Source organism: Streptococcus huangxiaojuni (genome assembly GCF_040930515.1).
Taxonomy (GTDB): Bacteria; Bacillota; Bacilli; order Lactobacillales; family Streptococcaceae; genus Streptococcus; species Streptococcus huangxiaojuni.
Map to the genome: position 1 here is coordinate 26,068 of NZ_JBFQEG010000007.1, position 23,323 is coordinate 49,390.

At 43.5% G+C, this 23,323-nt stretch carries 18 protein-coding genes; 10 read left to right on the forward strand and 8 right to left on the reverse strand.

Annotation, left to right across the window (positions count from 1 at the left end; translation table 11 throughout):
• Positions 1-92 precede the first annotated feature (92 nt).
• The 7 genes from AB3329_RS05745 to AB3329_RS05775 all read right to left on the reverse strand — a co-directional run bounded on the left by AB3329_RS05745 (position 93) and on the right by AB3329_RS05775 (position 8,213).
• Positions 93-1,295, reverse strand: coding sequence for an alpha/beta hydrolase family protein (locus tag AB3329_RS05745; RefSeq protein WP_368394796.1), 1,203 nt, complete (start codon positions 1,293-1,295; stop codon positions 93-95).
• Positions 1,237-1,743 (reverse strand): MarR family transcriptional regulator, encoded by a 507-nt coding sequence (locus tag AB3329_RS05750; protein WP_368394798.1) that lies wholly within the window; start codon positions 1,741-1,743, stop codon positions 1,237-1,239. The genes AB3329_RS05745 and AB3329_RS05750 overlap by 59 nt, the downstream gene beginning before the upstream one ends.
• A gap of 163 nt (positions 1,744-1,906) precedes the next feature.
• Entirely contained in the window at positions 1,907-2,911 is a 1,005-nt protein-coding gene (locus AB3329_RS05755) for a FecCD family ABC transporter permease (RefSeq protein WP_368394799.1), read from the reverse strand.
• Positions 2,908-3,933, reverse strand: a complete 1,026-nt coding sequence (locus AB3329_RS05760) for a FecCD family ABC transporter permease (RefSeq protein ID WP_368394800.1) — start codon at positions 3,931-3,933, stop codon at positions 2,908-2,910. Before AB3329_RS05760 ends, AB3329_RS05755 begins: the two co-directional genes overlap by 4 nt.
• 15 nt (positions 3,934-3,948) lie before the next feature.
• Entirely contained in the window at positions 3,949-4,878 is a 930-nt protein-coding gene (locus AB3329_RS05765) for an ABC transporter substrate-binding protein (protein ID WP_368394801.1), read from the reverse strand.
• A gap of 810 nt (positions 4,879-5,688) precedes the next feature.
• On the reverse strand, positions 5,689-6,471 hold the full coding sequence (locus AB3329_RS05770; protein WP_067060413.1) for an ABC transporter ATP-binding protein: 783 nt from the start codon (positions 6,469-6,471) through the stop codon (positions 5,689-5,691).
• Between the two features lie 278 nt (positions 6,472-6,749).
• Complete coding sequence (locus AB3329_RS05775) at positions 6,750-8,213, reverse strand: UDP-N-acetylmuramoyl-L-alanyl-D-glutamate--L-lysine ligase (protein ID WP_368394803.1); 1,464 nt, start codon at positions 8,211-8,213, stop codon at positions 6,750-6,752.
• Positions 8,214-8,309: 96 nt separating this feature from the next.
• Between AB3329_RS05775 and AB3329_RS05780 the strand changes: the two genes are divergently transcribed.
• The 3 genes from AB3329_RS05780 (at position 8,310) to AB3329_RS05790 (ending at position 12,622) form a co-directional block, all read left to right on the forward strand.
• Positions 8,310-9,953, forward strand: a complete 1,644-nt coding sequence (locus AB3329_RS05780) for a putative polysaccharide biosynthesis protein (protein ID WP_368394805.1) — start codon at positions 8,310-8,312, stop codon at positions 9,951-9,953.
• A 401-nt stretch (positions 9,954-10,354) separates the two neighbouring features.
• On the forward strand, positions 10,355-11,449 hold the full coding sequence (locus tag AB3329_RS05785) for a cystathionine gamma-synthase (RefSeq protein WP_368394806.1): 1,095 nt from the start codon (positions 10,355-10,357) through the stop codon (positions 11,447-11,449).
• Positions 11,450-11,452: 3 nt separating this feature from the next.
• Positions 11,453-12,622, forward strand: coding sequence for a MalY/PatB family protein (locus AB3329_RS05790; protein WP_368394808.1), 1,170 nt, complete (start codon positions 11,453-11,455; stop codon positions 12,620-12,622).
• 110 nt (positions 12,623-12,732) lie between these two features.
• Here AB3329_RS05790 and AB3329_RS05795 read toward each other — a convergent pair whose 3' ends face one another.
• On the reverse strand, positions 12,733-14,469 hold the full coding sequence (locus tag AB3329_RS05795; protein WP_438272896.1) for a glycoside hydrolase family protein: 1,737 nt from the start codon (positions 14,467-14,469) through the stop codon (positions 12,733-12,735).
• An 852-nt stretch (positions 14,470-15,321) separates the two neighbouring features.
• Here AB3329_RS05795 and AB3329_RS05800 point away from each other — a divergent pair.
• The 7 genes from AB3329_RS05800 (at position 15,322) to AB3329_RS05830 (ending at position 23,322) form a co-directional block, all read left to right on the forward strand.
• The gene (locus AB3329_RS05800) at positions 15,322-17,787 is read left to right on the forward strand and encodes a glycoside hydrolase family 68 protein (protein WP_368394811.1); all 2,466 of its coding nucleotides are present in this window, start codon (positions 15,322-15,324) and stop codon (positions 17,785-17,787) included.
• A gap of 740 nt (positions 17,788-18,527) precedes the next feature.
• Entirely contained in the window at positions 18,528-19,157 is a 630-nt protein-coding gene (gene upp, locus AB3329_RS05805; RefSeq protein ID WP_368394813.1) for a uracil phosphoribosyltransferase, read from the forward strand.
• An 88-nt stretch (positions 19,158-19,245) separates the two neighbouring features.
• Positions 19,246-19,836 carry an ATP-dependent Clp protease proteolytic subunit gene (locus AB3329_RS05810; protein ID WP_067060427.1) on the forward strand — a complete coding sequence of 197 codons (591 nt, stop codon included), beginning with the start codon at positions 19,246-19,248 and terminating at the stop codon, positions 19,834-19,836.
• 404 nt (positions 19,837-20,240) lie between these two features.
• The gene (locus tag AB3329_RS05815) at positions 20,241-20,708 is read left to right on the forward strand and encodes a YlbF/YmcA family competence regulator (protein ID WP_368394815.1); all 468 of its coding nucleotides are present in this window, start codon (positions 20,241-20,243) and stop codon (positions 20,706-20,708) included.
• Positions 20,689-20,949, forward strand: coding sequence for a DUF2129 domain-containing protein (locus AB3329_RS05820; protein ID WP_368394817.1), 261 nt, complete (start codon positions 20,689-20,691; stop codon positions 20,947-20,949). Before AB3329_RS05815 ends, AB3329_RS05820 begins: the two co-directional genes overlap by 20 nt.
• Before the next feature lie 76 nt (positions 20,950-21,025).
• On the forward strand, positions 21,026-22,195 hold the full coding sequence (locus AB3329_RS05825) for an ABC transporter substrate-binding protein (protein WP_368394819.1): 1,170 nt from the start codon (positions 21,026-21,028) through the stop codon (positions 22,193-22,195).
• A 257-nt stretch (positions 22,196-22,452) separates the two neighbouring features.
• Entirely contained in the window at positions 22,453-23,322 is an 870-nt protein-coding gene (locus tag AB3329_RS05830) for a branched-chain amino acid ABC transporter permease (protein WP_368394821.1), read from the forward strand.
• The last annotated feature ends 1 nt before the right edge of the window (position 23,323 follow it).

Below are 23,323 nucleotides of genomic sequence, written 5' to 3' on the forward strand. Positions count from 1 at the left end.
TGCTTTCTCTTATTCAAGCAAATCTCCGATTAACTGCAGAGCAGCAGGCAAAAACCGAGCTTCTCTGAAGTGAGAGCCTGTTATAGTATGCTTTATTTTTTAAAGGTCATGTCCAGCCAGTCTAAGACAATATGATTCATGAGTCTCAGATTATTGACCTGACAATGGGCATCCGCACCGCTGGGACTGTCAAATTCTTTAAGCGTAACTGGAATTCCTCTTGCAGACAGGTTTTGGCTTAATACTCTGGCTTGCCTCAGGAGTTCAGGACTCTCCCCTTTTCCTGCAAGAAATAAAGACGGGACAGTGATTTGGTTTCTATTTACTGTCTGTGCCTGTTTTAAAACCTCTTTGACCGCCAGAGCAAAGTTCTCTGTTCCGAACTGCCAGGCATATTTTCCCAGACTGACATCAGTCACAGCATTGAAATGAGACAGAAGCTTCCCCGCAAACCGCAAAATCGGGTGAGGCAGTGAAAGGACTTGCCCAAAAGAACGCCGGAAAACCGCTTTGATATCGTAAATCGGTGTGGAAGCAATCCAGGCCTTGATTCTTTTATCTTTTTCAACGGCCTGTGCTGTGAAATAGCCGCCTCCGCTCAATCCCATCAGCGCAATCTGTTCTGACGGCGCTTCATACCAGTCCAGAACAGCTGAAACGGCTTGAGCGGCATCAAGAGTAAAAGTGAGATTTCTTGCCGGGTTGATGCCTTGCCCCGGTAAATCAACCATCAGTACATTATAGTCCGCCAGATAAGCCTGCCGGCCAAGAAAATAAAACAAATCAACTCTGCCGGTATCGCCGCCTCCGATTATCAGCAGAGTGGCTTGTTTATCCTTCTTGCTTTTTAATTGATAGCCCGGTAAATAGGTTTTTTGGTAAGGGATTGTGATTTCCTGCAGGGGAAAGCCGGCTGAGCGAGCTCCTTTGAAGAAGTTATTTTCCATTTCCCGATAGGCTGTCTGATAATCAGCTGTTTCTGGTTTGGAAAACTGCAGAGCCGCTTTTAAAGCATAGCAAGCTCCAAAATACTGCTGCGAGGCCGTGCGGTAAAAGCCGTTTTTTGCAGAGAGCTGTGCCTGCTCTGACAGGTAATAAGCATGTCTGGAGAAGGCCTGTACCCAATCCATAGGATTTCCGTCTCTTATCTCTTCTGAAATAGCAAGGATTTCCTCAGGACTCATACCGATTAACTGACTGATTCCTAAATTCCAGTTCAAGGTAAAATCCATGTCTTCATTGCGAAAGATTCTTGTCCTCCCCTGTCTTTTTAGGAGTACTTTGCTTTTCTTCATAGCTACCTCCTTTAAATGTCTTGATAATAGTCATAACAGCTTGATCTAGCTGTTTATATAAGTCAGCTGTATTTAAAAATTCCTGAGCATATTCGCTATCGTCTTGATGCCAAAGAGCTGCCTGCTCAAATAAAAGCCGCATTTCATTTAGAATCTGCATGCGGTGAGACAGGTAGAAGACAATGCCATAGAGGTGAGGGCTGATTTGCCGTTCGCGGCTGTTTTCAAGCCGTTGATAGCCAATCAGCTGTTTATCTGCCAAGGAACGGAGAGCTGTGCTGGTGCTGGCCTTTGAAAGACCAAGTTCTTTTAAAATGCGGTTGAAGGTCACCGAGTTCTTTTCTTCCATAATCAGGAAAGCCAAAATCAGCGCTTGATTTTTTGGGAAATCCAATCCTGTAAAAATTCTGCTGATATCTTCTATTTTTTTAAACTTTTCTGTGCCCATATTCCCTCTTTTTAAATTATAATTAGTTTAGTTCATTATGAACTAAACTAATTATAGCCTGATTCCCTTAAAAGTTCAAGCAAAAATCCCTTCTCACATTTTGATAAGAAGGGATTTACTTTTTAGACCGATTTTGCTGAACCTATATTCTACCATATAGCTGCTAAGATGGGGTTTTCACCATTAGATAAAGAAAATAAGGAGCGCCGACGACAGAGACGACAATTCCTGTCGGAATACCGGTACCGACCAGCAGCACGCGCCCAATTGTGTCAGCGGTGAGTAGAATAAAGATACCCACAAACATTGAAGCCGGAAGAACAAGACGGTGGTCGCCTCCAAAGATTCGGCGCGTAATATGCCCTGCCACCAGACCGACAAAAGTAATGTTTCCTACTAAAATCACACTGAATGCTGCCAAAGCAGTGGAGAGGATAAGCGTATAGAGACGTTCCCTTTGCAGCTGCAGACCAAGCGCAAGGGCGGTCTGTTCATTGAGGTTCATAATATTAAGCGCATAGCTGCGGCTGTAAGTCACCCCCCAAAGCAGAATCAGAATCGGTGCAAAAAGAGTCAGCATTGTCCAGTTCCCGCCGGTTACCTTACCGCTCAGCCACTCAACAATATAGGACATCTTATAGTCATCAAGTTTAGAAATAATAGTAACCATAGCACCTGAAAGCATGCTGGAAACACCTACTCCGGTCACAATTAAGCGAACCGGACTGACTCCGTGATTTTTTTTTCGTGAAATGAAGTAAACTGCCATAATGGTTGTTCCGCCGCCAAGCATAGCAAAAATCGGTGTCATACTGACAGCGGCGGTATTGCTGAAATCAGTCAGGCCGACAGCAAAAGCAACAGCCAGACCGGCTCCGGTGTTTATCCCCAGAATCCCAGAATCAGCTAAGGGATTTTTGGTTAGTGTCTGCAGGAGAACACCGGCAAGTGCCAAGGAAGCACCGCCCAGAATGCAGGCGATAATCCGCGGCAGTCTGATTTGACTGATAATCAGCAGCATGAGCCTGCTTTTACTGCCGCCAAAAACAGCAAAAACATCTTTAAATGAAGAATTAGCATAGCCGACTGAGAGTGATACAGCAACTGTCAGGACTAAAAGAAGCAGCAAGAGGGCAAAGCGCAGTCTGATTTGTTTATAAGACATCATAGATTTTTACCCTTTCTGACCAGCCAGAGAAAATAAGGCAGGCCAATGATAGAAATAATAGCACTGATTGGTGTCTCAGCAGGCGGATTCAGGGTACGGCAGACAATATCAACCCACAGCATGAATGTGGCACCAGAAAAGGCAGTCATAGGCAGCAGAATACGGTAATTTTTAGGAAGGAACATTTGCATAAAATGCGGAATGATCAATCCAATAAAGGCGATTGATCCGACCAGAGCAACAGCTCCGGCTGACATCAATAAGACAATAGCCAGCAGGCTGACAGTAATAGCAAATGTATGCTGGCCCAAAGCTTTGGCTACTGTTTCATTCAAACTGAGAATCGTCAGCTGATGAGCCAGTAACTGTGCTAAAATCAGACCAGCTGCGATGAAAGGAGCGATGATGGCCAGCATCCTCCAATTAATCTGAATCAGGCCGCCGGCCTGCCAGCCAATAACAGCTGTTGACAGATTAAAATAAATGGTTACTGCCTGGCCGAGAGCAGAAAACAGGGTGGATACCATAGCACCAGCCAGAATTAACCGCAGCTGATTATAGCCTTTTCCTTTCTGGTAAGACAGGCCGAAAACCAGCAGAGCCGAAGCAAAAGCACCGATTAAGCAGACTGTTAAAATTCGTGTATAGTGCATATTATCAAAGACAGCGTAACCGATAATTAAGGCCAGCCCGCTACCTGCATTTATGCCTAACAGACCGGGATCGGCAATCGGATTGCGGGTTACCCCCTGCATAATAGCTCCGGCCTGAGCCATAGCGGCACCGACCAGAATAGCAGCAAGTGTTCGAGGCAGCCGCAGATCGAAAATCACATCCTGCTCCCTTGAATCCGTTAAAGGGTGCTTGAGTACTTCAAGGAGCTGTGTATGACTGTAAGTCACAGCTCCAAAGCGCAGCCCTGCATACCAGCCGAAGACAAAAAGCAGCAATATCAGAATGACAGCCAGCCAAAGTGCCTTAGACTGGCCGCTGCGGCTGAGAGGTTTTTTTTCACTAATCATATGATGACGCTTCCGTTAGGAACCGGCTTCTTTGACAGCCTTGACAAAGGCATCAATCTGTAAGTCCAGTGACATCGGGTCAGAGAAGTAAAAAAGATTGTAGTCAACTTCAAGCGCGTGCCCATTTTTAACAGCCGGAAGGCTCTGCCAAATATCACTTTCTTTAAGGGAAGCCGCAGCCTCTTGGGTACTGGAATTGACATTTACAACGGCATAGTCACCGACATAATCAGGAAGAGCTTCTTGAGAAACGCCGAACCAGCCGTCTTTGAAAACGTCATCAACAACTTTTTGAGGTGCAGAATAACCTAGGGACTCATAGATTAATTCCCCACCGCGGCCGAAGTTGTCGCCGTACAGATAGATGTTTTTATCATAAAAATCCATAACCGTAAAGGTTGTATCTGCATCCAAATAATCGGCTAACTCCTCCTTAGCTTGCTCAGTTTTTTCTTCCCAGGCGTCAAGCCAAGCCTGAGCCTCTTTTTCCTTGCCGAAAATTTTTCCAAGATCGGTCATCATCTGTAAATAATCACTTTTACCATAAGTGATTTCGATAACTGGCGCAATTTCTTTGAGGGTTTCCAGATTATCATCGCCGGAAAAAACAAGAATTAAATCCGGTTCTTCAGCAGCAATGGCTTCAGTATCAGAAGTTGTTAACTGCACAGCATCCTTTAACTGGTCACCAAAAGCAGCGCTGTTTTTTTCAAGATCCAGCGAGTAACTTGATACATCAACCCCCAACTCTAAGAGGTAGCCTGTGTAAGAATAGGCAAAATTCACCACTTTTTTGGGATTTTCAGGGATATCACCGTAATAGGTAATCCCTTCAATCTCAGGCATAGAAGAAAGAGCAGCAGAGTCTTTATTATCATTTCTGCCGCAGGCAGCAAGAAAACAAACTGCCGCAAAAACAGTCAAACAAAATAAAATCTTTTTCATTACAACACTCCAAAAACAAGATACAAAGCCCGTTAAAAGAGCAAAGCAAAAATAGGAAAATTGACGAAGAGTCACTGAGACTCTAGGAAATTTTATACTCATAAGAGCAGCCACATTCGTACGTCAGCTTATGCTTCCTACGACTGCGTCTCTTTTTTGCACAGCTCTTAGGGCGTGTTCAGTTCAACAAGATACAAAGCCCGTTAAAAGAGCAAAGCAAAAATGACGGTAAGTCCGAAATCTATGATTTCGCAGACGCACCTCTGCCAAGACGACAAAGCTTTCAGACGTCTACGGCTTTTCTAATCAATTGCTATTACAAAGCATGGTGTATACCCTCTTTTTCACTAGGATTTTAGCCCGTGTTCAATTCAACAAGATACAAAGGACGTTTAAAGCTCACAGCAAAAATAGGAGCCTAACCGCCGAGTCACTAAAGACTCTAGGGAGGGCTGTCTTTTTTGCAAAGAGCTTAGCCCGTGTTCAATTCAACAAGATACAAAGGGCGTTTAAAGCTCACAGCAAAAATAGGAGCCTGACCGCCGAGTCACTAAAGACTCTAGGGAGGGCTGTCTTTTTTGCAAAGAGCTTAGCCCGTGTTCAATTAACAAGATACAAAGCCTCTTTCAAATCTCTACAGGCAGTGCAATTAGAAAAAAGCAAGAGCTGTCTCTTTTTCAATGAGATTTGAGGCTCTGTTTTGCAGTTTAATAAGATATTAGCTTAACGTTTATAAAGCTAAAGCGGATTTTGAGTTTTTCTGCATTCTGATGGCAGATCAGCCGCCAATAGCTATCTTATTAAATTTATCTATATAAGCTGGTAAGTCAGCAATATTGGGCATTTATGGATAGGATCTTCAATAATTTCAGCCTTTATTTGGAAAATATCGCGCAAAACTGCATCGGTCATAATATCTGAAACACAGCCGTAATATTTTATTGCCCCATTTTTCATAGCAATAAGCTGATCAGAAAAGCGAGCTGAAAGGTTTAAATCATGAAGAACCATGATGATCGTTTTTTGAGATTTTGAATTGAGCGTTTTCAGCAATTCTAAAATCTCAAGCTGATGGTTCATGTCTAAGTAAGTTGTCGGTTCGTCAAGAAAAATCGTATCTGTATCCTGAGCCAGAGCCATTGCAATCCAGACCCGCTGTCTCTGACCGCCTGACAGCGAATCAACATCTGCGTTAGCGAACTGAGTGACTTTGGTTGCTTCCATAGCCCAGTGGATTTTACTGCGATCCGCATCACTTAGACTCCCCAAATATTTTTGATGGGGGAACCGTCCGTAGGAGACTAATTCATAAACTGAAATCCCTTCAGTAGCTTCTAAAACCTGAGGCAGCAGGGCAATCTTCTGAGCAACCGCCTTGGTCGGTAAGTGGGCAATGGCCTGACCGTCAATATAAATCTGACCGCTTTTTAATGCCTGAATACGGGTCAGAGCTTTGAGCAAGGTGGACTTGCCAGATCCGTTAGCCCCGATAATGGTCGTTATCTGCTTATCCGCAAGTTTTAGAGACAGATTGTCAATAACAGTCTGTTTATCATAAGCCACAGAAATGTTTTCAGCACGAATGTCTGACATATAGGACCTCCTTTCTAAATAGATTGCAGAGCTGCCTTTAATCCTTATCCGGTATCCTGTCGGCTGAGCAAGGAGCCTATAAAACAGGGCGGATTGATTATCAAGACAGCGCTTCTATTTTACAAGCAGCCTAAAACATAAAGTTTTACAGCAAAATCTTGTAAAATTACCATTTATTATAGCATAGAAAAAAGGCTTAAAAAAGCCTTTTCAGAGATATTTTAGAACTTTTAGCCTTGTTTAGAACGGTTAAAAAGAAGCGGCCAGAAAGCTCCTTACTATCTTTTGCTGGATAAGCAATAGCTTTTGGCGGTTTCTAGATCTCCGGCATAGGGAGCGCGTTTTCCCTCAACAATTTGGTAGGCATCGGCGCCTTTTCCTGCGATAATAACTGCATCTTTGTCGGTCTGTGTCAGGCTGAGACCGGTTTTAATGGCCTGCTTGCGATCAACGATGATTTGAACAGGCCTGCTGATATGCCGGGCTATTTCTTCGGAAATGGCTTGCGGGTCTTCAAAATTAGGATCATCAGCAGTTAAAATAACCTGTAAATCTGGATGGGCATTAATGACATGGGCAAAGTCCTTTCGTCTGCTCTCTCCTTTATTGCCCGGTGCACCGATTAAAAGAATAATTTGACCGCTGTGATAAGTTTCAACCACCCCGACTAATTTTTCCAGACTGTCGCCATTGTGGGCATAATCGATAAAGACATTGGCGCCATTAGCCTGTCTCAGTACCTCCATCCGTCCGGGGACAGTCGTTTCAGCAATCCCTTTTTGAATATCAAAAGGAGAAATTCCAAGACTGAAACAGGCTAACCCGGCGGCCAGCGCATTTTCCTGATTGAAGGCACCGATTAGCTGAATGCTGTAATCTCCGGCCAGCTGGCCGGTAACTTCAAAAGAAAAGGCCCGAGAATGATGGATCTGATTGTCTGACTGAGAGCCGTAAAAGGCATGCGGTTTAAGGCCAGTCTGTTCCGCCAGAAGTGGGAAATGGTCCATATCGCTGTTAATAACGACAAATTTACTCTTGTCTATCAGCTGGCGCTTGTGATAGAAATAATCTTCAAAAGTCGGGTGCTCAATCGGCCCGATATGATCCGGACTGATATTGAGAAAGACCCCGACATCAAATTGAAGACCATAAACCCGGCTGGTCAGATAAGCTTGGCTGGAAACCTCCATAATCAAATGGCTCCTGCCATTTGCTGCGGCTTCTGCCATCATTGCAAATAAATCCAGACTTTCAGGGGTGGTTAATTGTGATTTAAAAAACTTTTGACCGTCTAGGGTTGTGTTCATGGTCGAGAGCAGAGCCGGTTTATGATTTTGCTTGAGAATATGATAAGCAAAATAAGCAGCAGTTGTTTTTCCTTTTGTGCCGGTGATGGCAAGGAGCTTCAGTTTATCCTGCGGGTTATCATAGAATTCCATGGCAATAAGACTCATTGCCTTCTTGATATCTGTCACTAGGACTGCAGGAATATCGACATCATAATCCTGTTCGGCTACGTAAAACCGCAAACCGGCAGCAACAGCGCTTTCCAGATAGCGCTTCTTAAAAGCTGCTCCTTTGACGAAAAAAAGCGTCTGAGCATCGGCAGACCGGCTGTCATAACTGATTTTTGAAAAGGAAAAGGGCTTTTCCCAAGTGAAATAGTAGTTCTGATCTGCTATAATTTCCCGAAAATTGCAGTCTTTTTTTAAAATCTCTAATGTCTTTTCAATAGTAATCATACTCCTATTTTAGACTGAATGGTCCCGTTTTACAAGTAGCGGGCAAAAGTTTATAATAATTAATAGTCTTTGATATTAATTTGAGAAGGAAAAGCTATGTCTGAAAACGAAAAAAAAATGTCCCAGCAGGCTCAGATGGTCCGCGGGACGGCTTGGCTGACGGCCTCTAACTTCATCAGCCGCCTGCTCGGGGCTCTTTACATTATCCCTTGGTATGCCTGGATGGGGACACATGCCGAAGAAGCCAATGCCTTATTTGGAATGGGCTATAATATTTATGCCCTCTTCCTGCTGATTTCAACGGCAGGTATCCCTGTCGCTATCGCTAAACAAGTTTCCAAATATAATACCTTGGGCCAGATGCAGACCAGTTATCAGCTTTTGCGCAGGATTTTGCTCTATATGCTCGGTTTTGGTTTGATTTTTGCGCTGAGTATGTATATCGGCTCTCCCTTGCTGGCTGCCTGGAGCGGGGGCGGTGCAGATCTGGTTCGTGTGATGAAAAGTCTGTCCTGGGCTGTCCTGATTTTCCCGGCTATGAGTGTTTTGCGCGGTTTTTTTCAGGGTTTCAACAATTTAAAACCCTATGCCATGAGCCAAATTGCTGAGCAAGTCATCCGCGTTATTTGGATGCTGCTGACAGCTTTCATTATTATGAAAATCGGTTCCGGAGACTATGTTGCTGCCGTTGTACAATCGACCTTTGCGGCTTTTATTGGGATGATTGCCAGCTTTGGGGTTCTTTTTGCTTTCCTGTGGAAAGAAGGAATGTTCCGGGCTATTTTTACCAGACAGCCTCAGCATGCTGATATCAACACCAATGCTCTCATTATTGAAACCTTTAAAGAAGCGATTCCTTTTATTATCACCGGTTCGGCGATTCAGATTTTTCAGCTGGTTGATCAGTGGACTTTCGTCAATACTATGGAGAGTTTCACCGATTACAGCAACCGAGAGCTCCATATCCTCTATGCTTATTTTTCTTCAAATCCCAATAAGATTACAATGATTTTGATTTCCATTGCCACAGCAATCGGCGGAGCCGGCATTCCCCTGCTAACTGAAAACTTTGTCAATCAGGATCAAAAGGCGGCCGCCCGTTTAGTTGTCAACAATATCCAGATGCTGCTTTTGGTACTTGTTCCTGCTCTGGTTGGGGCAATCGCTTTAGCAGAGCCGCTTTATACTTTATTCTATGGTGCTCCCAGTCAGATAGCCCTGTGGCTTTTTGTAGCTGCTTTAGCCCAGGTTATCTTTCTTGCTTTATACAGCATGCTGGCCCCTATGCTGCAGGCTCTGTTTGAAAACCGCAAGGCGATTTATTATTTCATCTACGGTCTGCTTCTTAAATGTGTCCTGCAGATTCCCGGGATTTGGTTTTTCCAGGCTTACGGCCCTCTGCTGACTACGGCTGTCGGTTTAAGCTTACCGATTTTTCTAATGTACCGGCAGATTCACAAAGTAACCCATTTCAGCCATCAGGCTATTCTTAAAAAAACACTGCTTATTGCCATAATGACAGTTATTATGGAAATTGCCGTTATTCTTTCGATTCTGCTTTTTAAACCTTTCTTAGAACCAGCTACCCGTCTGGGAAGCATCCTCTATTTGGCTTTGATTGGTGCTGTCGGTATAGCTGTTTACGGCTATCTGTCTTTGGCTACCCGCACTGTGGATCCTTTATTAGGCAGCCGAGCAGAAAGCCTGCGTCAGAGGCTGCATATTAAAGCAAGGCGGTGAGCTGCTTAAAACCCAAGAAGCCGCATTCTAAAAACAATAAAAAGAGCCCTCCCTTGAGTCACTAAAACTCCAAGGGAGGTTTTTTTACAAAGAAGTCAGAAGCATGTTCAGTTAATCAAGCTGCAAAGTCTGTTAAAAGAGCAAAGCAAAAGGCAAAAAAGTCAGACGTTTGTCATTTCGCAGCTCCTCCCCTGTTAAGAGGATAAAGCCTTCAGACGTCTCTGACAGACGGTAGGTTAAGAATAGCAGGGACAGAATTTTTTCATTTTTCTTCTTTGCTAGCTTTGCTATAAGAAAAAACTATAGCTCCCTATTAGGAAATAAAATAGCCAAAGACCTAATTACAGCTGGAATAAGTGATAGAATAGTAAGAAGATACAGAAAAAGAGAAGGGAAAGATAATGACAAAACAATTAGGCTTGGGGACAATCTTGGCTCATGCAGGCATTAAATCAGATAAATCAACAGGAGCACTGGCTGCCCCGCTGCATTTTTCAACCACCTATCAGCATCCGGAATTCGGGCAGTCGACAGGCTTTGACTATACCCGTACAAAGAATCCGACCCGAGCAGCCTTAGAAAAAACTTTAGCTGCTATTGAATATGCTGATTTTGCTTTGGCAACCAGCTCTGGTATGAGTGCTGTTGTTTTAGTTTTTGAAACTTTTCCGATCGGCAGCAAGGTTGTTGCAGCCCGAGATCTTTATGGCGGTTCTTTCCGCTGGTTTGATGAGCAGGAGAAGAACGGCCGCTTTTTCTTTACATATGCTCAAACAGAAGAAGACCTGCTGGCTGCTATCACAGATGATACAGATATTGTTTATTTAGAAACGCCGACTAATCCTCTAATGATTGAGTTTGATATTGAAAAGATAGCCCAGCTGGCTCATAAAAAGGGAGCAAAAGTGCTTGTTGACAATACTTTCTACAGCCCGGTTTATCAAAATCCTCTTTTACTGGGGGCAGACGCTGTTATCCATTCGGCAACTAAATATTTATCAGGACATAATGATGTTTTGGCAGGTGCTGTTATGACCAATGATCAGGACCTTTATGATAAGCTTTTTTATAATCACAATACAACCGGTCCAACCCTTTCTCCTTTTGATTCTTATCTGCTGATGCGCGGTTTGAAGACATTGAAACTGCGGATGGAAAAAGCGACAGAAAACGCTCAAAAGATAGCAGCTTTTCTGAAGCATTCCCCAGCTGTCAAAGAAGTTTACTATACAGGCAAAGGGGGCATGGTTTCTTTTAAGGTCTGTCATCCGACTAAAATTCCTGCTATAATCAATCATCTGGAGCTGATTACTTTTGCTGAAAGTTTAGGCGGCGTAGAAAGCCTGATTACTTATCCTGCGACACAGACACATAAAGATATTCCTGCAGCAGATCGCGAATCTTACGGTCTGACCGATGATTTGCTGAGGCTTTCAATCGGTATTGAAGATGCTGCTGATCTCATCGAAGATTTGCAGTCAGCGCTGGAGGATTAACAGATGCAAACATACGATTTCACCACTCGACCTAACCGCCTCAATCAGTCTTCTGTTAAGTGGCAGAAAAGTGAAAACCAGCCGGATTTGCTGCAGATGTGGGTGGCAGATATGGACTTTTTACCGCTTCCGGCTGTCAAAAAGGCACTCTCTGATTACGCCGACCAGCATGTTTTTGGCTACACTTATCCAAGCGACAGTTTGTATCAGTCTATACTTGACTGGGAAAAAAATGAGCACGGCTATTCAACGGAAAAAGAACATGTGGTTCTCATCGAAGGGGTCGTTCCGGCTATTTCTACAGCTATTCAGGCCTATACTCAAGAAGGAGAAGCTGTTTTGATTAATACGCCGGTTTATCCGCCCTTTGCCCGTTCGGTAAAGTTAAACCAGCGGCAGCTGATTACCAATTCTTTAGTTATCAGAGACGGCCATTTTACCATCGACTTTACGCAATTGGAAGCAGAAATAATAAAGCATAAGGTAAAACTTTATCTTCTATGCAGCCCTCATAATCCCGGCGGACGCGTCTGGACCAAAGAGGAGCTGCTTAAGCTGCTTGAAATTTGCGAAAGGCATCAGGTTATACTGGTTTCTGACGAGATTCATCAGGATTTAGCCCTTTTTGGACATCGCCACCACTCCATCAATACAATTGACCAGCGTTTTAAAAATTTGACCCTGGTGCTGGCTTCTGCGACAAAAACTTTTAATATTGCAGGAACCAAAACCAGCTTTGCGATTATTGAAAATGATACCCTGCGCAGGGCTTTTAAGAAAAGACAGCTGGGCAATAATCAGCATGAACTCCCAGCGGTTGGTTTATTGGCTACAGAGGCCGCATTTACCTATGGCAAGCCTTGGCTGGAGGAGCTAAGAGCTGTCTTGGAAGAAAACATCACTTACGTCATAGATGTTTTAACAGAAAACACCAAGATTAAGGTAATGAAACCAGAAGGAACTTACTTGATTTGGCTGGATTTCAGCGCCTATGGCCTGCAGCAGCCGGAAATTAACCAAAAACTGCAAGATGAAGGCCGTCTGGTTTTAAATGATGGTTTCAGCTTCGGTTCTGAAGGCAAAACCTATGCCAGACTTAATGTAGCAGCGCCGCTGACGACTGTCAAAGAAGCCTGCCGAAGGATGATTCAAGTATTTGGGAATAAAAAATAATATAACAAAAAACCATATGTTGCTGCACAGATCAGTCAAAAGCCGAATAAATCATTCAACTTTTTACTGGTCTGTCTGCTCATATGGTTTTTGCCTGTTTAACAGCTTACTCACCTGATAACAGCGGTTTCGATGGTTACTTGATTGCCATCGGTCGGATCTTCGGTGAAAATTTTGAAATCCTGCTGGGACGATGTACTAAAACGGGCGACAGTATAGGTCTGTCCGTTGGGGAAGATAAATTCAACACTGTTAATATCGGTAACAACCTGCAAGGTAATGTTTTGCTGCTCTTTTAGCTGGCTGTCTGCCAGATAGCCGTTGCCATTGCCCAAGAGCCCGTTATGATAATAATCGGCTGCTCCCTGACCGTTTATACCGCGGTTTAACTCAGCTGCATATTGCTTGACGTTATACATGCCGTTACTTGGATCATAGTTGAAATGAATATAGTCTTCTCCCTGCCAAATATCAATATAGATACGTCCTGAATAATTTCCTTTTGAATTGGCAAAATCCAGTTTATAGTATTGAACAGCCGACTGATTGGGAATATCATAAAGCCCGTAAACCTCACCATTTGTGTCCTGTCGGTCGACCCACAGATTATGGCTTTCTGACTGCGGATTGTCTTTAGTGATATTATCATAATAGCCTGTGCGGCTTAAGGCTGCTTCAGGCAAAAGCAAGCTTTGGCTGACGGTCAGATCGTTTTTCAGAACTAATTCACGAGCGCTTGAATAAGAACCTAAGCGCTGAGCATAAGGACTACTAGCTTCTTGGTCTGAATGAATCCCATTAGTAAAATAGTTCCAGTTACCGACCCAGCCAAGCGTGATTATAGAAGCATTGCTGCTGTCAATATCATCGCTCCCCGAAAAATTAGCGCCGTAATAGTCAGATCCTTGATCCAGACGCCTAGCATCCGTTTCAGGCACAAAAAGCCCGTTAGCATCAAGATGACCAACAATATAGTAGGTTCCTGTTGTTTCACCCTTAGAAGCATCTTTGGCTCCAAAGAAGAGGACCTGCCTGCTCTGCCCGTTGGGCATGGTCAGTGTCTTGAGAACCGGACATTCAACGGGAGCATTGTTTTCCCAGGAATGCCCCTGAAAGAAGGTTGCACTGATGATTTTGGAATTTCCCTGCCTGTCAGCTTTTTCCCAGTCAAGCCCATTGTTTGACTGATAGACACCGATGTCAGATCCTTCTGCGACATACATCACCATCTTATTATTCCAATAAAAAACATTCGGATCGCGAAAATCAGGATGTCTGCTGCCTACAGTTTCTGAATCAGTGATATCAGCAACTGCCTTGCCTTCATTTAAAATATGGCTGAAGGTTCTCCCGTTATCTGATGAGTAGGCAGCATAAATATTCTGCTGACGGTCGCTCTTTCGTATTCCAGTAAAATAAGCCACTTTTGCTCCAACAGGAGCTCCCTCGATGGAACCATCATTATAGACAATCGAACCGGTCCAGGCAGACAGCCAGCCTTCTGCAGCATCACCGCCTGACGCCGGCAGAGCACTGTGCTGCTCACTGTAATGGATAAAGTCGGCAGTCGTCGTATGATACCAATCCTGTCCCTGCTCACCAAAAGGATTGGTGGCGCCGTCAGCAGAGTGTAAAAAGTAGATGTCATAGTACTGCCCTTCCTCGTTCCAGAGGATAGTCTGCAAGTCATTAGACCAGCCATGGGCTGTGCTAAGATGTGCCTGCTGCACATGTTCACCTGAAGTCAGTGATTCAGCCATAATGACCTGCTGCAGCAGCCAAAAAGCAGCTGTTCCCGCAAATAAAACCACTCCTCCCCAAAAAATCCAGTTCCTCGACGATTTCATCATCGTACTCCTCCTTTTAAATAAAGATACAAAGGCCGTTTAAAAATCCGTATGAAAATAGGGGATGGCAAGTGATGCTTGCATCACGCTGACAGCCATCTTTTTCACTAGGATTTTAGGCCGTGTTCAATTCAAATAAGATACAAAGCCCGTTAAAAACGCAAAAGGAAAATAGGGGACTGACTGACGAATCACCAGATTCTAAGTCAGGACATCTTTTTCCCGCAGCGTTTAGGGCGTGTTCAATTCAACAAGATACAAAACCCGTTCAAGCTCACAGCAAAAATGACGGTAAGCCAGAAATCTTCGATTTCGTCGGCGCACCTCTGCTAAGGCGACTAGGGAGTGGGACAGAACCCCGTACCACAAAGTTCGTTGTCCCACCCCCGCAAGGTCTAGTAGGCAATTTAAAGCTTTGAAAAAGCGAATAAAGTGCCACTAGGCTACTGCGTCTTGCACATAAGACTACAACAAACACTAAGGCCTATTTTTAAAATCGTCTTTCAGACGTTTACGGCTGGCTAACTTGGATTCAATTCTCAACCTAGTCACATCTGTTTTCCGCAGCGTTTTCATGTTATCTGACAAGATAACATTATGATTACAAAAATTATTCATTTTCCTGTTCTGTCAAATACAGGTCAGAATACCTAAAAAACTTCTTTTTTGCCCTGATTTAATTGTAAAAAAAAATCGGGAAAAAGCAAATATCGGAATAGCAAGTGTTACCTAAAAATAATCTTAAAGTAACAGGAAACGCTTTCAAAAATGCGGCGTTACAGTTCTGTAATTTGTTTTTGACTTTTTGCCATGTTAGAATGCTAAGCACAAAAATAGAAAAGGAGATTTCTGATGAAAGTTCGGAAAATTATGCGTAAATCCAAAAAAAGATGGATTGTACTGACTGTTGCCACTGCAAGTTTAGCTCTGGCTGCTCAAGGGAAAACAGCTTTTGCTGACACAGTAAACAGCAGTGAACAGGAAACAGTGACACAGACGGAGACAGTTCCAGCTGAAGCAAATGAAACAGCTGAACTGCAGGCAGTACAGGCTGAAACGGACAGCAGCGACCTTCTGGCTGCTTCAGAAGAGCTGGCTGCTGAAAATACAGATTCGGAAGCTCCTGTTTTGGCTAATAGGGCAGCTAATTTGTCAGACTCTGAAACTGAGCAGACTGAGGAACTGATAGAAGAAGGAGCTGTCAGAGCTGACGAAAATCCAGAACCGGAGGCTGATGTACCATCGGATTCTGCTGCTGAAAACACTGTTGATCCTGACACCGGTTTAACAGCAACAGCTGCTTATATTGCTCAGGAAGCACAGCTGGATATTTCCAATTTAACGGATGCACAAAAGGAAGCCCTGAATAAAATTCAGCTGACAAGCGATGCCGAAACGGGGACCCAGATGACTTACAAGCAGTTTGAAGAAATTGCTAATATCTTGGTCGCTCAGGATCCGCGCTATGCTATCCCTTATTTTAATGCCGAAGTCATTGAAAATATGCAGGCTGCCACAACAAGAGATGCTCAAACTGGAGAAATCGCTGATTTGGATGTATGGGACTCTTGGCCGGTACAGGATGTCCGGACTGGCGAGGTTGTTAACTGGAACGGCTACCAGCTTGTTATCGCTATGATGGGGATTCCAAATACCAATGATAACCATATTTATCTTCTTTATAATAAATACGCTGATAATGATTTTTCTAACTGGAAAAATGCCGGTTCTATCTTTGGTTATAATCAAGATGCTGTCACTCAGCAGTGGTCAGGCTCAGCTACTGTAAATGACGACGGAACCATTCAGCTTTATTATACACAGGTGGATACAAGCGATAATAACAGCAATAATCAAAAATTGGCCTCTGCTACCTTGGTTTTATCATTTGACGATGACAATGTTTACATTGATTCTGTGGAAAATGACAAGGTTCTTACTCCGGGCGGCGGTGACGGTTACTATTACCAAAGTTATGAGCAATGGCGTTCAGCCTTTACCGGCGCAGATAATATTGCTATGCGGGATCCGCATGTTATTGAAGATGACAATGGTGACCGCTATCTCATCTTTGAGGCCAGTACCGGAACACAGAACTACCAAGGTGAGGAGCAGATTTATAATTGGACCAATTATGGGGGCGATGCAGCCTATAATGTTCAAAGCTTCTTTCGCCTGTTAGAAGATCCGGATATGTATACCCGTGCCAGCATATCCAATGCGGCAATCGGAATTTTAAAATTGACAGGTGATGTTAAAGATCCAGAAATCGCAGAGTATTACACGCCTCTTTTGACTTCGCCGATGGTCAGTGATGAAATTGAACGTCCTAATGTTGTTAAACTGGGAGACAAATACTATCTCTTTGCTGCTTCACGCCTCAATCACGGCAGCAATAATGATGCCTGGAACCTGGCCAATGATGTTGTGGGGGATAATGTTGTCATGCTGGGCTATGTTTCCGACAGCTTAACTGAAGGCTATGTCCCTCTCAATGATGTGGGCATAGTTCTGACTGCTTCGGTTCCTGCCGATTGGCGGACAGCTACCTATTCCTACTATGCGGTTCCTGTTGCTGGGTCTGAGGATACACTGCTGATCACTTCTTATATGACCAACCGCAATGAAGTGGCCGGTCAAGGTAATAATTCAACCTGGGCCCCAAGTTTTCTTATTCAGGTTTTACCGGATAATACTACCCGTGTTTTGGCGAAAATGACAGAACAAGGGGACTGGATTTGGGACGAAAGCAGTGAAAGCCAAAGAACGGTAGGAACACTGGAAACAGCCTATCTGCCGGGAGAAAATGATGGCTATATTGATTGGAATGTCGTTGGCGGTTACGGCCTGATTCCGCATACACCGGCTCTTCCGGATGAAGACACAGACAATCCTAATAATGGTGATGAAGAGGACAATAATGATAAGCAGAATAATCCGGACAATGAGCAGCAAGAACCTGACAGTAAACCGTCTGATAAAACAATTTCTGTAACAGTCCACTACAATGCCGAGATTTCGGGCACTATTACGCTGACTGAACAGAATCTTAAAGACTTGCTTAATCTTATAGCTCGTCAGCTTCAGCAGCCGGAAAAAACGAAGCAACAACAGACTTTTGCACCTCAGCACACAATCAAAAAATCACGGGACAGCCAAAAATCACGGCAAAAATCTGATAGCCGGTATAAGGCAAAAGGGCAAAAGAAGACCAGACGGAACAAATCACAGTCTAAACGGTCTGCCGGCTTCTTTGCCGCTTCATCGCTGAGTTTTCTTTCGAACTTATTTGCCTTCTTTGGATTAAAAATCTTTTAAACCGATCTAAACTTCTTTGTTAAGCAGCAGTCCTGCCAGCTGCTAAAACTGAGGTAAATCTTATAAAAACCGCTTGAGAATTGATTTTCAAGCGGTTTTTGCTTGCTGCTGTTTTGGCTGCTCCTTTCTGAACTTTTTTATAATTAAAAAAGTGCCGTTTTTGCTTTTCTGCTTTCTTCTGTACAGCCTTTTTTTCTAAATTTTGGTATAATCAGTAGAGGTACTGTAAAAACATGGCCTACAAGCTCAGAAAAATATTTTGTCTCTGTATCTTGCAGTCGGTTGGCTGGAGCCTGTTTTTCAGCTGTTTTATACGGGCTTTGTATCTTGGTGGAACTGAACACGGGCTAAGCTTTGTGCAGTGAAATCATCCAGTGGATGATTTCAGCCCGAAGCCAGAAAAGGGAGAGTGAGGGGGCTGGAAATCTGTATCGTTACCTAGTTACCGCCAGCCGTAGACATCTGAAAGACGATTTTAAAAATAGGCCTTAGTGTTTGTTGTAGTCTTATGTGCAAGACGCAGTAGCCTAGTGGCACTTTATTCGCTTTTTCAAAGCTTTAAATTGCCTACTAGGCCTTGCGGGGGTGGGACAACGAACTTTGTGGTACGGGGTTCTGTCCCACTCCCTAGTCGCCTTAGCAGAGGTGCGCCTGCGAAATCATAGATTTCTGGCTTACCGTCATTTTCCTTTTGCGTTTTATACGCCCTTTGTATCTTATTTGAAGGAGTTTAATTGATTATGGGTAAATTTCAAGTTATTTCACATCCGCTTATTCAGCATAAGCTGTCTATTTTGCGTCAGACGGAAACGTCGACTAAGGAGTTTCGGGAACTGGTTAACGAAATTGCTATGCTTATGGGATATGAGGTATCGCGCGATCTGCCTTTGGAAGACGTTGAAATTGAGACACCTATTACCAGAACAAAGCAAAAGCAGCTGGCTGGTAAAAAATTGGCAATTGTGCCAATTCTGCGTGCCGGTATCGGTATGGTAGACGGTTTGCTCAGTTTAGTGCCCGCAGCTAAAGTTGGCCATATTGGCATGTACCGCGATGAAGAAACCCTGCAGCCGGTTGAATACTTGGTTAAACTGCCTGAAGATATTGACCAGCGCCAGATTTTTTTGGTCGACCCTATGCTGGCGACAGGAGGTTCAGCAGTTTTAGCTGTTGATACGCTGAAAAAACGCGGAGCAGCTAATATCAAGTTTGTGTGCTTAGTTTCAGCCCCTGAAGGAGTCAAAGTGCTGCAGGAAGCACATCCTGATGTTGACATCTATACAGCTGCTCTTGATGAAAAACTTAATAAAAATGGTTACATTGTTCCGGGCTTGGGGGATGCCGGCGATCGTCTGTTTGGAACAAAATAAATTTTTTCTGAAATGCGATTTATTATTTGACCTTTATTGACCAAATGATTATAATAGTATCAAATGTTGAAAGAAATGGAGAAAATTTATGATTCCTGTAGTTATTGAACAAACAAGCCGCGGCGAACGTTCGTATGATATCTACTCTCGTCTTTTAAAAGACCGTATTATCATGCTGACCGGTCCGGTTGAAGATAATATGGCCAACTCAATTATTGCCCAGCTCCTTTTTTTGGATGCTCAGGATAATACTAAAGATATCTACCTTTATGTTAATACTCCGGGCGGTTCTGTGACAGCCGGCCTTGCGATTGTTGACACAATGAACTTTATCAAGTCTGATGTGCAAACTATTGTCATGGGGATGGCTGCTTCCATGGGAACCATCATTGCTTCAAGCGGTGCTAAAGGAAAACGTTTCATGCTGCCTAATGCCGAATATCTTATCCACCAGCCGATGGGAGGAACAGGAAGTGGTACGCAGCAGTCAGACATGGCAATTGTTGCCGAACAGTTGCTGAAAACCCGCAATAAGCTGGAGCAAATTTTATCAGAGAATTCCGGCAAACCGATTGAACAAATCCATAAAGATGCTGAACGCGATTACTGGATGGACGCTAAAGAAACGCTGGAATACGGTTTTATTGACGAAATTATGGAAAATAATGAACTGAAATAGTTGAGCTGCTGACGGTTAAAGTAAATATGAGAGGGACAGGCTGCCATATTTGCAGAGCGACCTGTCCCTTTTTTTATGGCTTCCAGTCAGTTTTTCTCGTAGAGAAAAATGAAAAAACCACCAGCTATGCTGGTGGCTAACAAGGCTTCTAGCTTCCATTTATTGGGGGAGGCGAGAAAATGCAGATACAAAGACTGCTGCAAAAACAAGTAAAGGGCAGGGCCTAACGATAGATTGCAAGACATAGGATCAGGCTGTCACCATACCCTTGTCTATATTTCATGTGCCTGAGTTTCTTGGACCGTATTTAGTTACAGTCTGATGCCTCTTAAAGGCTGCCCGTTTTTAGAGCTGTCAGCTGGTTTTTTATGAAAAAAAGTCTGCATTTATGATATAATTTTTTTATGTTAAAAATTGATGATCAGTTGCTGGCTATTGAGGATGCGATGGATGATGTTCTGGAAGCTTTTTTATCCTTAGAAACGGTGAAGCAGTACCGTCAAGCTAAACAGGATTTTTTAGCTGACAGCAGTCTGCAGCAAGAAATTCAGGCTTTTCACAGACTTCAGGAAAATTATGAAGCTATTAAGCCGTATGAGGTGAAACGGGATGAGGCCTATGCGCTGCGCAAAAAACTGCTGGCTCAAAAACGCGCAATTGATATGAACAGCCGTCTCATTCGCTATCGGCGTCTCGAGGTTGACCTGCAGACACTTTTAGCAGAGCTTTCGCAAAAAATTTCTGCTGCGGTTTCGTCCGATGTTTTTGTTGATACAGGCTTGCCTTTAGCTCCGCATAAACGTCCTCATAAAAGCGGCAGAGGCAACAATATTAGAGAAAAAGGGGAGAATCATGCTGAAACCAGAGGATAGGCAAGGAATTGCTGTTTATCTTTATTATAACCGCGATGCGCGGAAATTAAACAGAATCGGCGATATCATTTATCACTCCCGCCGGATGCGCTATCTGCTGATTTATGTGGACAAAGCTGTGCTTGAGGAAAAACTGGCTGAGCTTTCTCGATATAAATTTGTTAAAGATGTGAGAGTTTCGCACTTGGACGCTGTCGATCATGATTTTGTAGGGAGTTTGTTCAGAGAAGAAAAAAATTAGTTTAAAAGTCTTGACAATTTTCAGATAATTCAGTATTCTTATTAAGGTATCTACTAAGAATTTTAAGGAGAAAAATATGAAGAAGAAATTTGCTTTAAGTGCAGCAGCTTTCTTGAGTACAATTGTTTTGGCGGCTTGCGGTTCAGCCCCGTCCAGTAATTCATCAGCTGATGGCAATGATATCGGCGACACTATAAAAATCGGCCTAAATCTTGAGTTAACCGGCGATGTTTCAGCTTATGGCAATGCTGAAAAAAATGGAGCCGAATTAGCTGTTGAGGAAATCAACAAAGCAGGCGGTGTGGACGGCAAAAAGCTTGAACTTGTATCCAAAGATAATAAATCGGATAATTCAGAAGCGGCTACTGTGGCAACTAATTTGGCGACCGAAAGCAAGGTTAATGCGATTGTCGGTCCAGCAACTTCTTCTGCTGTAGCTTCTGCCAGCCCTAATGCTCAGTCAGCTGCGGTTCCGCTGATAACCCCTTCAGGCACACAGGATGATTTAACTGTTGATAAAAACGGTGATGCTTATGAGTATATTTTCCGGACGACCTTTATTGACAGTTATCAGGGGCAGGTGCTGGCCAAATATGCAACAGAAAACCTGAAGGCAGATAAAGTTATCCTTTACTATGATAACTCCAGCGACTATGCTAAAGGGATTGCTGAAGAGTTTAAAAAAGAATACAGCGGCGATATTGTCGCCGAGTCCACCTTCCAGTCCAAAGACACAGACTTTCAGTCAGCTTTGACTAAATTTAAAAACAGAGATTACGATGCCATTATTATGCCCGGCTATTATCAAGAGACCGGAACAATTATCAAACAGGCACGTGAGATGGGGATTGATGCGCCGATTGTCGGTCCTGACGGATTTGCTGATGAGCAGCTGATTAAATTGGCCGGTGCTGAAAACACCAATAATGTTTACCACATTTCCGGTTTTTCAGCAGCAAGTTCTGATAAGGCAGCTGCATTTGTTAAAGCATATGAAGAAAAATACGGCCAAGCTCCGTCTATGTTCGCTGCCTTGACTTATGATTCTATCTACATGATTGCTGAAAGCGCTAAGGGTGCAGATAATTCAAAAGACATTGCAGCTAACCTTGCAAAATTGGAAGATTTTGAAGGAGTTACGGGAACAATGACGATTGACAAGAGCCATAATCCGGTGAAATCTGTTTCTATCATTGGTCTGACTAATGGTGAAGAGTCGTCATCAGAAGTTGTCGAAGCGGATTAAGTCTTAAAAAGGAAGTGAGGCTGAGACAAGAGTCTTAGCCTCTAAATGTTGTCTCAGGCCTGATTGACTTGAAAGATACAGCCATTTCCGGTCTTATTTAAAGTTTGAAGCGGCTTATCTTTCCGACTTCAACAGTTATCCGCATACTGTAAAGTCTGCCAGGTCTTGCGGGAGCGGGACTGTGAACCTTTTTCAGTCGATAAAGAGGTTCTGTCCCGCTCCCCATATTATTTTATGTTAGAAAGTTTGGTGAAATTATGCTTCAGCAGCTTGTAAACGGTCTGATTTTAGGGAGTGTTTACGCTCTTTTAGCCCTAGGATATACTATGGTTTATGGGATCATCAAGTTGATTAACTTTGCTCACGGTGATATTTATATGATGGGGGCTTTTATTGGCTATTACTTGATTAGCTACTATCATTTAAATTTTTTTCTTGCTCTCCTTTTAACGATGGTCATTACTGCCGCTCTGGGTGTTCTTATTGAATTTCTGGCTTACAGGCCTCTGCGCAACTCGACTCGGATTGCGGCCTTAATTACAGCAATTGGTGTTTCCTTCTTTTTAGAATATTCAATGGTCTATCTGGTTGGAGCGCAGGCCCGTCCTTTCCCTCAGGCAATCAAAACAGTTAAATACGCTCTGGGCCCTGTAAGCATCAGTAATGTTCAGATTATTATTCTGCTTGTCTCTGTTATTTTGATGCTGGCTTTGCAGTTTATTGTGCAGAAAACAAAGATGGGCAAGGCCATGCGGGCCGTCTCAGTTGACAGTGATGCTGCGCGGCTGATGGGAATCAATGTCAACAGCACTATCAGTTTTACTTTTGCGCTGGGATCCGCTATGGCAGGTGCGGCCGGTGTTCTGATTGGCCTTTACTATAATTCCATCAATCCGCTGATGGGAATGACACCCGGAATTAAAGCTTTTGTCGCTGCAGTTCTGGGGGGAATCGGTATTATTCCAGGAGCTGCCTTAGGCGGTTTTATCATCGGTCTTTTGGAAACTTTCTCTATTTCTATCGGACTGTCCAGCTACCGTGATGCGGTTGTATATGCTATTTTGATTTTTATTCTGTTAATCCGTCCTGCGGGTATTCTTGGCAAATACGTGAAAGAGAAGGTGTGAG

Excerpts from the sequence above, each read along its gene's own strand:
- AB3329_RS05745 (WP_368394796.1), bottom strand. The coding sequence starts at position 1,295 with ATGAAGAAAAGCAAAGTACTCCTAAAAAGACAGGGGAGGACAAGAATC.
- AB3329_RS05750 (WP_368394798.1), bottom strand. The coding sequence starts at position 1,743 with ATGGGCACAGAAAAGTTTAAAAAAATAGAAGATATCAGCAGAATTTTT.
- AB3329_RS05755 (WP_368394799.1), bottom strand. The coding sequence starts at position 2,911 with ATGATGTCTTATAAACAAATCAGACTGCGCTTTGCCCTCTTGCTGCTT.
- AB3329_RS05760 (WP_368394800.1), bottom strand. The coding sequence starts at position 3,933 with ATGATTAGTGAAAAAAAACCTCTCAGCCGCAGCGGCCAGTCTAAGGCA.
- AB3329_RS05765 (WP_368394801.1), bottom strand. The coding sequence starts at position 4,878 with ATGAAAAAGATTTTATTTTGTTTGACTGTTTTTGCGGCAGTTTGTTTT.
- AB3329_RS05770 (WP_067060413.1), bottom strand. The coding sequence starts at position 6,471 with ATGTCAGACATTCGTGCTGAAAACATTTCTGTGGCTTATGATAAACAG.
- AB3329_RS05775 (WP_368394803.1), bottom strand. The coding sequence starts at position 8,213 with ATGATTACTATTGAAAAGACATTAGAGATTTTAAAAAAAGACTGCAAT.
- AB3329_RS05780 (WP_368394805.1), top strand. The coding sequence starts at position 8,310 with ATGTCTGAAAACGAAAAAAAAATGTCCCAGCAGGCTCAGATGGTCCGC.
- AB3329_RS05785 (WP_368394806.1), top strand. The coding sequence starts at position 10,355 with ATGACAAAACAATTAGGCTTGGGGACAATCTTGGCTCATGCAGGCATT.
- AB3329_RS05790 (WP_368394808.1), top strand. The coding sequence starts at position 11,453 with ATGCAAACATACGATTTCACCACTCGACCTAACCGCCTCAATCAGTCT.
- AB3329_RS05795 (WP_438272896.1), bottom strand. The coding sequence starts at position 14,469 with ATGAAATCGTCGAGGAACTGGATTTTTTGGGGAGGAGTGGTTTTATTT.
- AB3329_RS05800 (WP_368394811.1), top strand. The coding sequence starts at position 15,322 with ATGAAAGTTCGGAAAATTATGCGTAAATCCAAAAAAAGATGGATTGTA.
- upp (WP_368394813.1), top strand. The coding sequence starts at position 18,528 with ATGGGTAAATTTCAAGTTATTTCACATCCGCTTATTCAGCATAAGCTG.
- AB3329_RS05810 (WP_067060427.1), top strand. The coding sequence starts at position 19,246 with ATGATTCCTGTAGTTATTGAACAAACAAGCCGCGGCGAACGTTCGTAT.
- AB3329_RS05815 (WP_368394815.1), top strand. The coding sequence starts at position 20,241 with ATGTTAAAAATTGATGATCAGTTGCTGGCTATTGAGGATGCGATGGAT.
- AB3329_RS05820 (WP_368394817.1), top strand. The coding sequence starts at position 20,689 with ATGCTGAAACCAGAGGATAGGCAAGGAATTGCTGTTTATCTTTATTAT.
- AB3329_RS05825 (WP_368394819.1), top strand. The coding sequence starts at position 21,026 with ATGAAGAAGAAATTTGCTTTAAGTGCAGCAGCTTTCTTGAGTACAATT.
- AB3329_RS05830 (WP_368394821.1), top strand. The coding sequence starts at position 22,453 with ATGCTTCAGCAGCTTGTAAACGGTCTGATTTTAGGGAGTGTTTACGCT.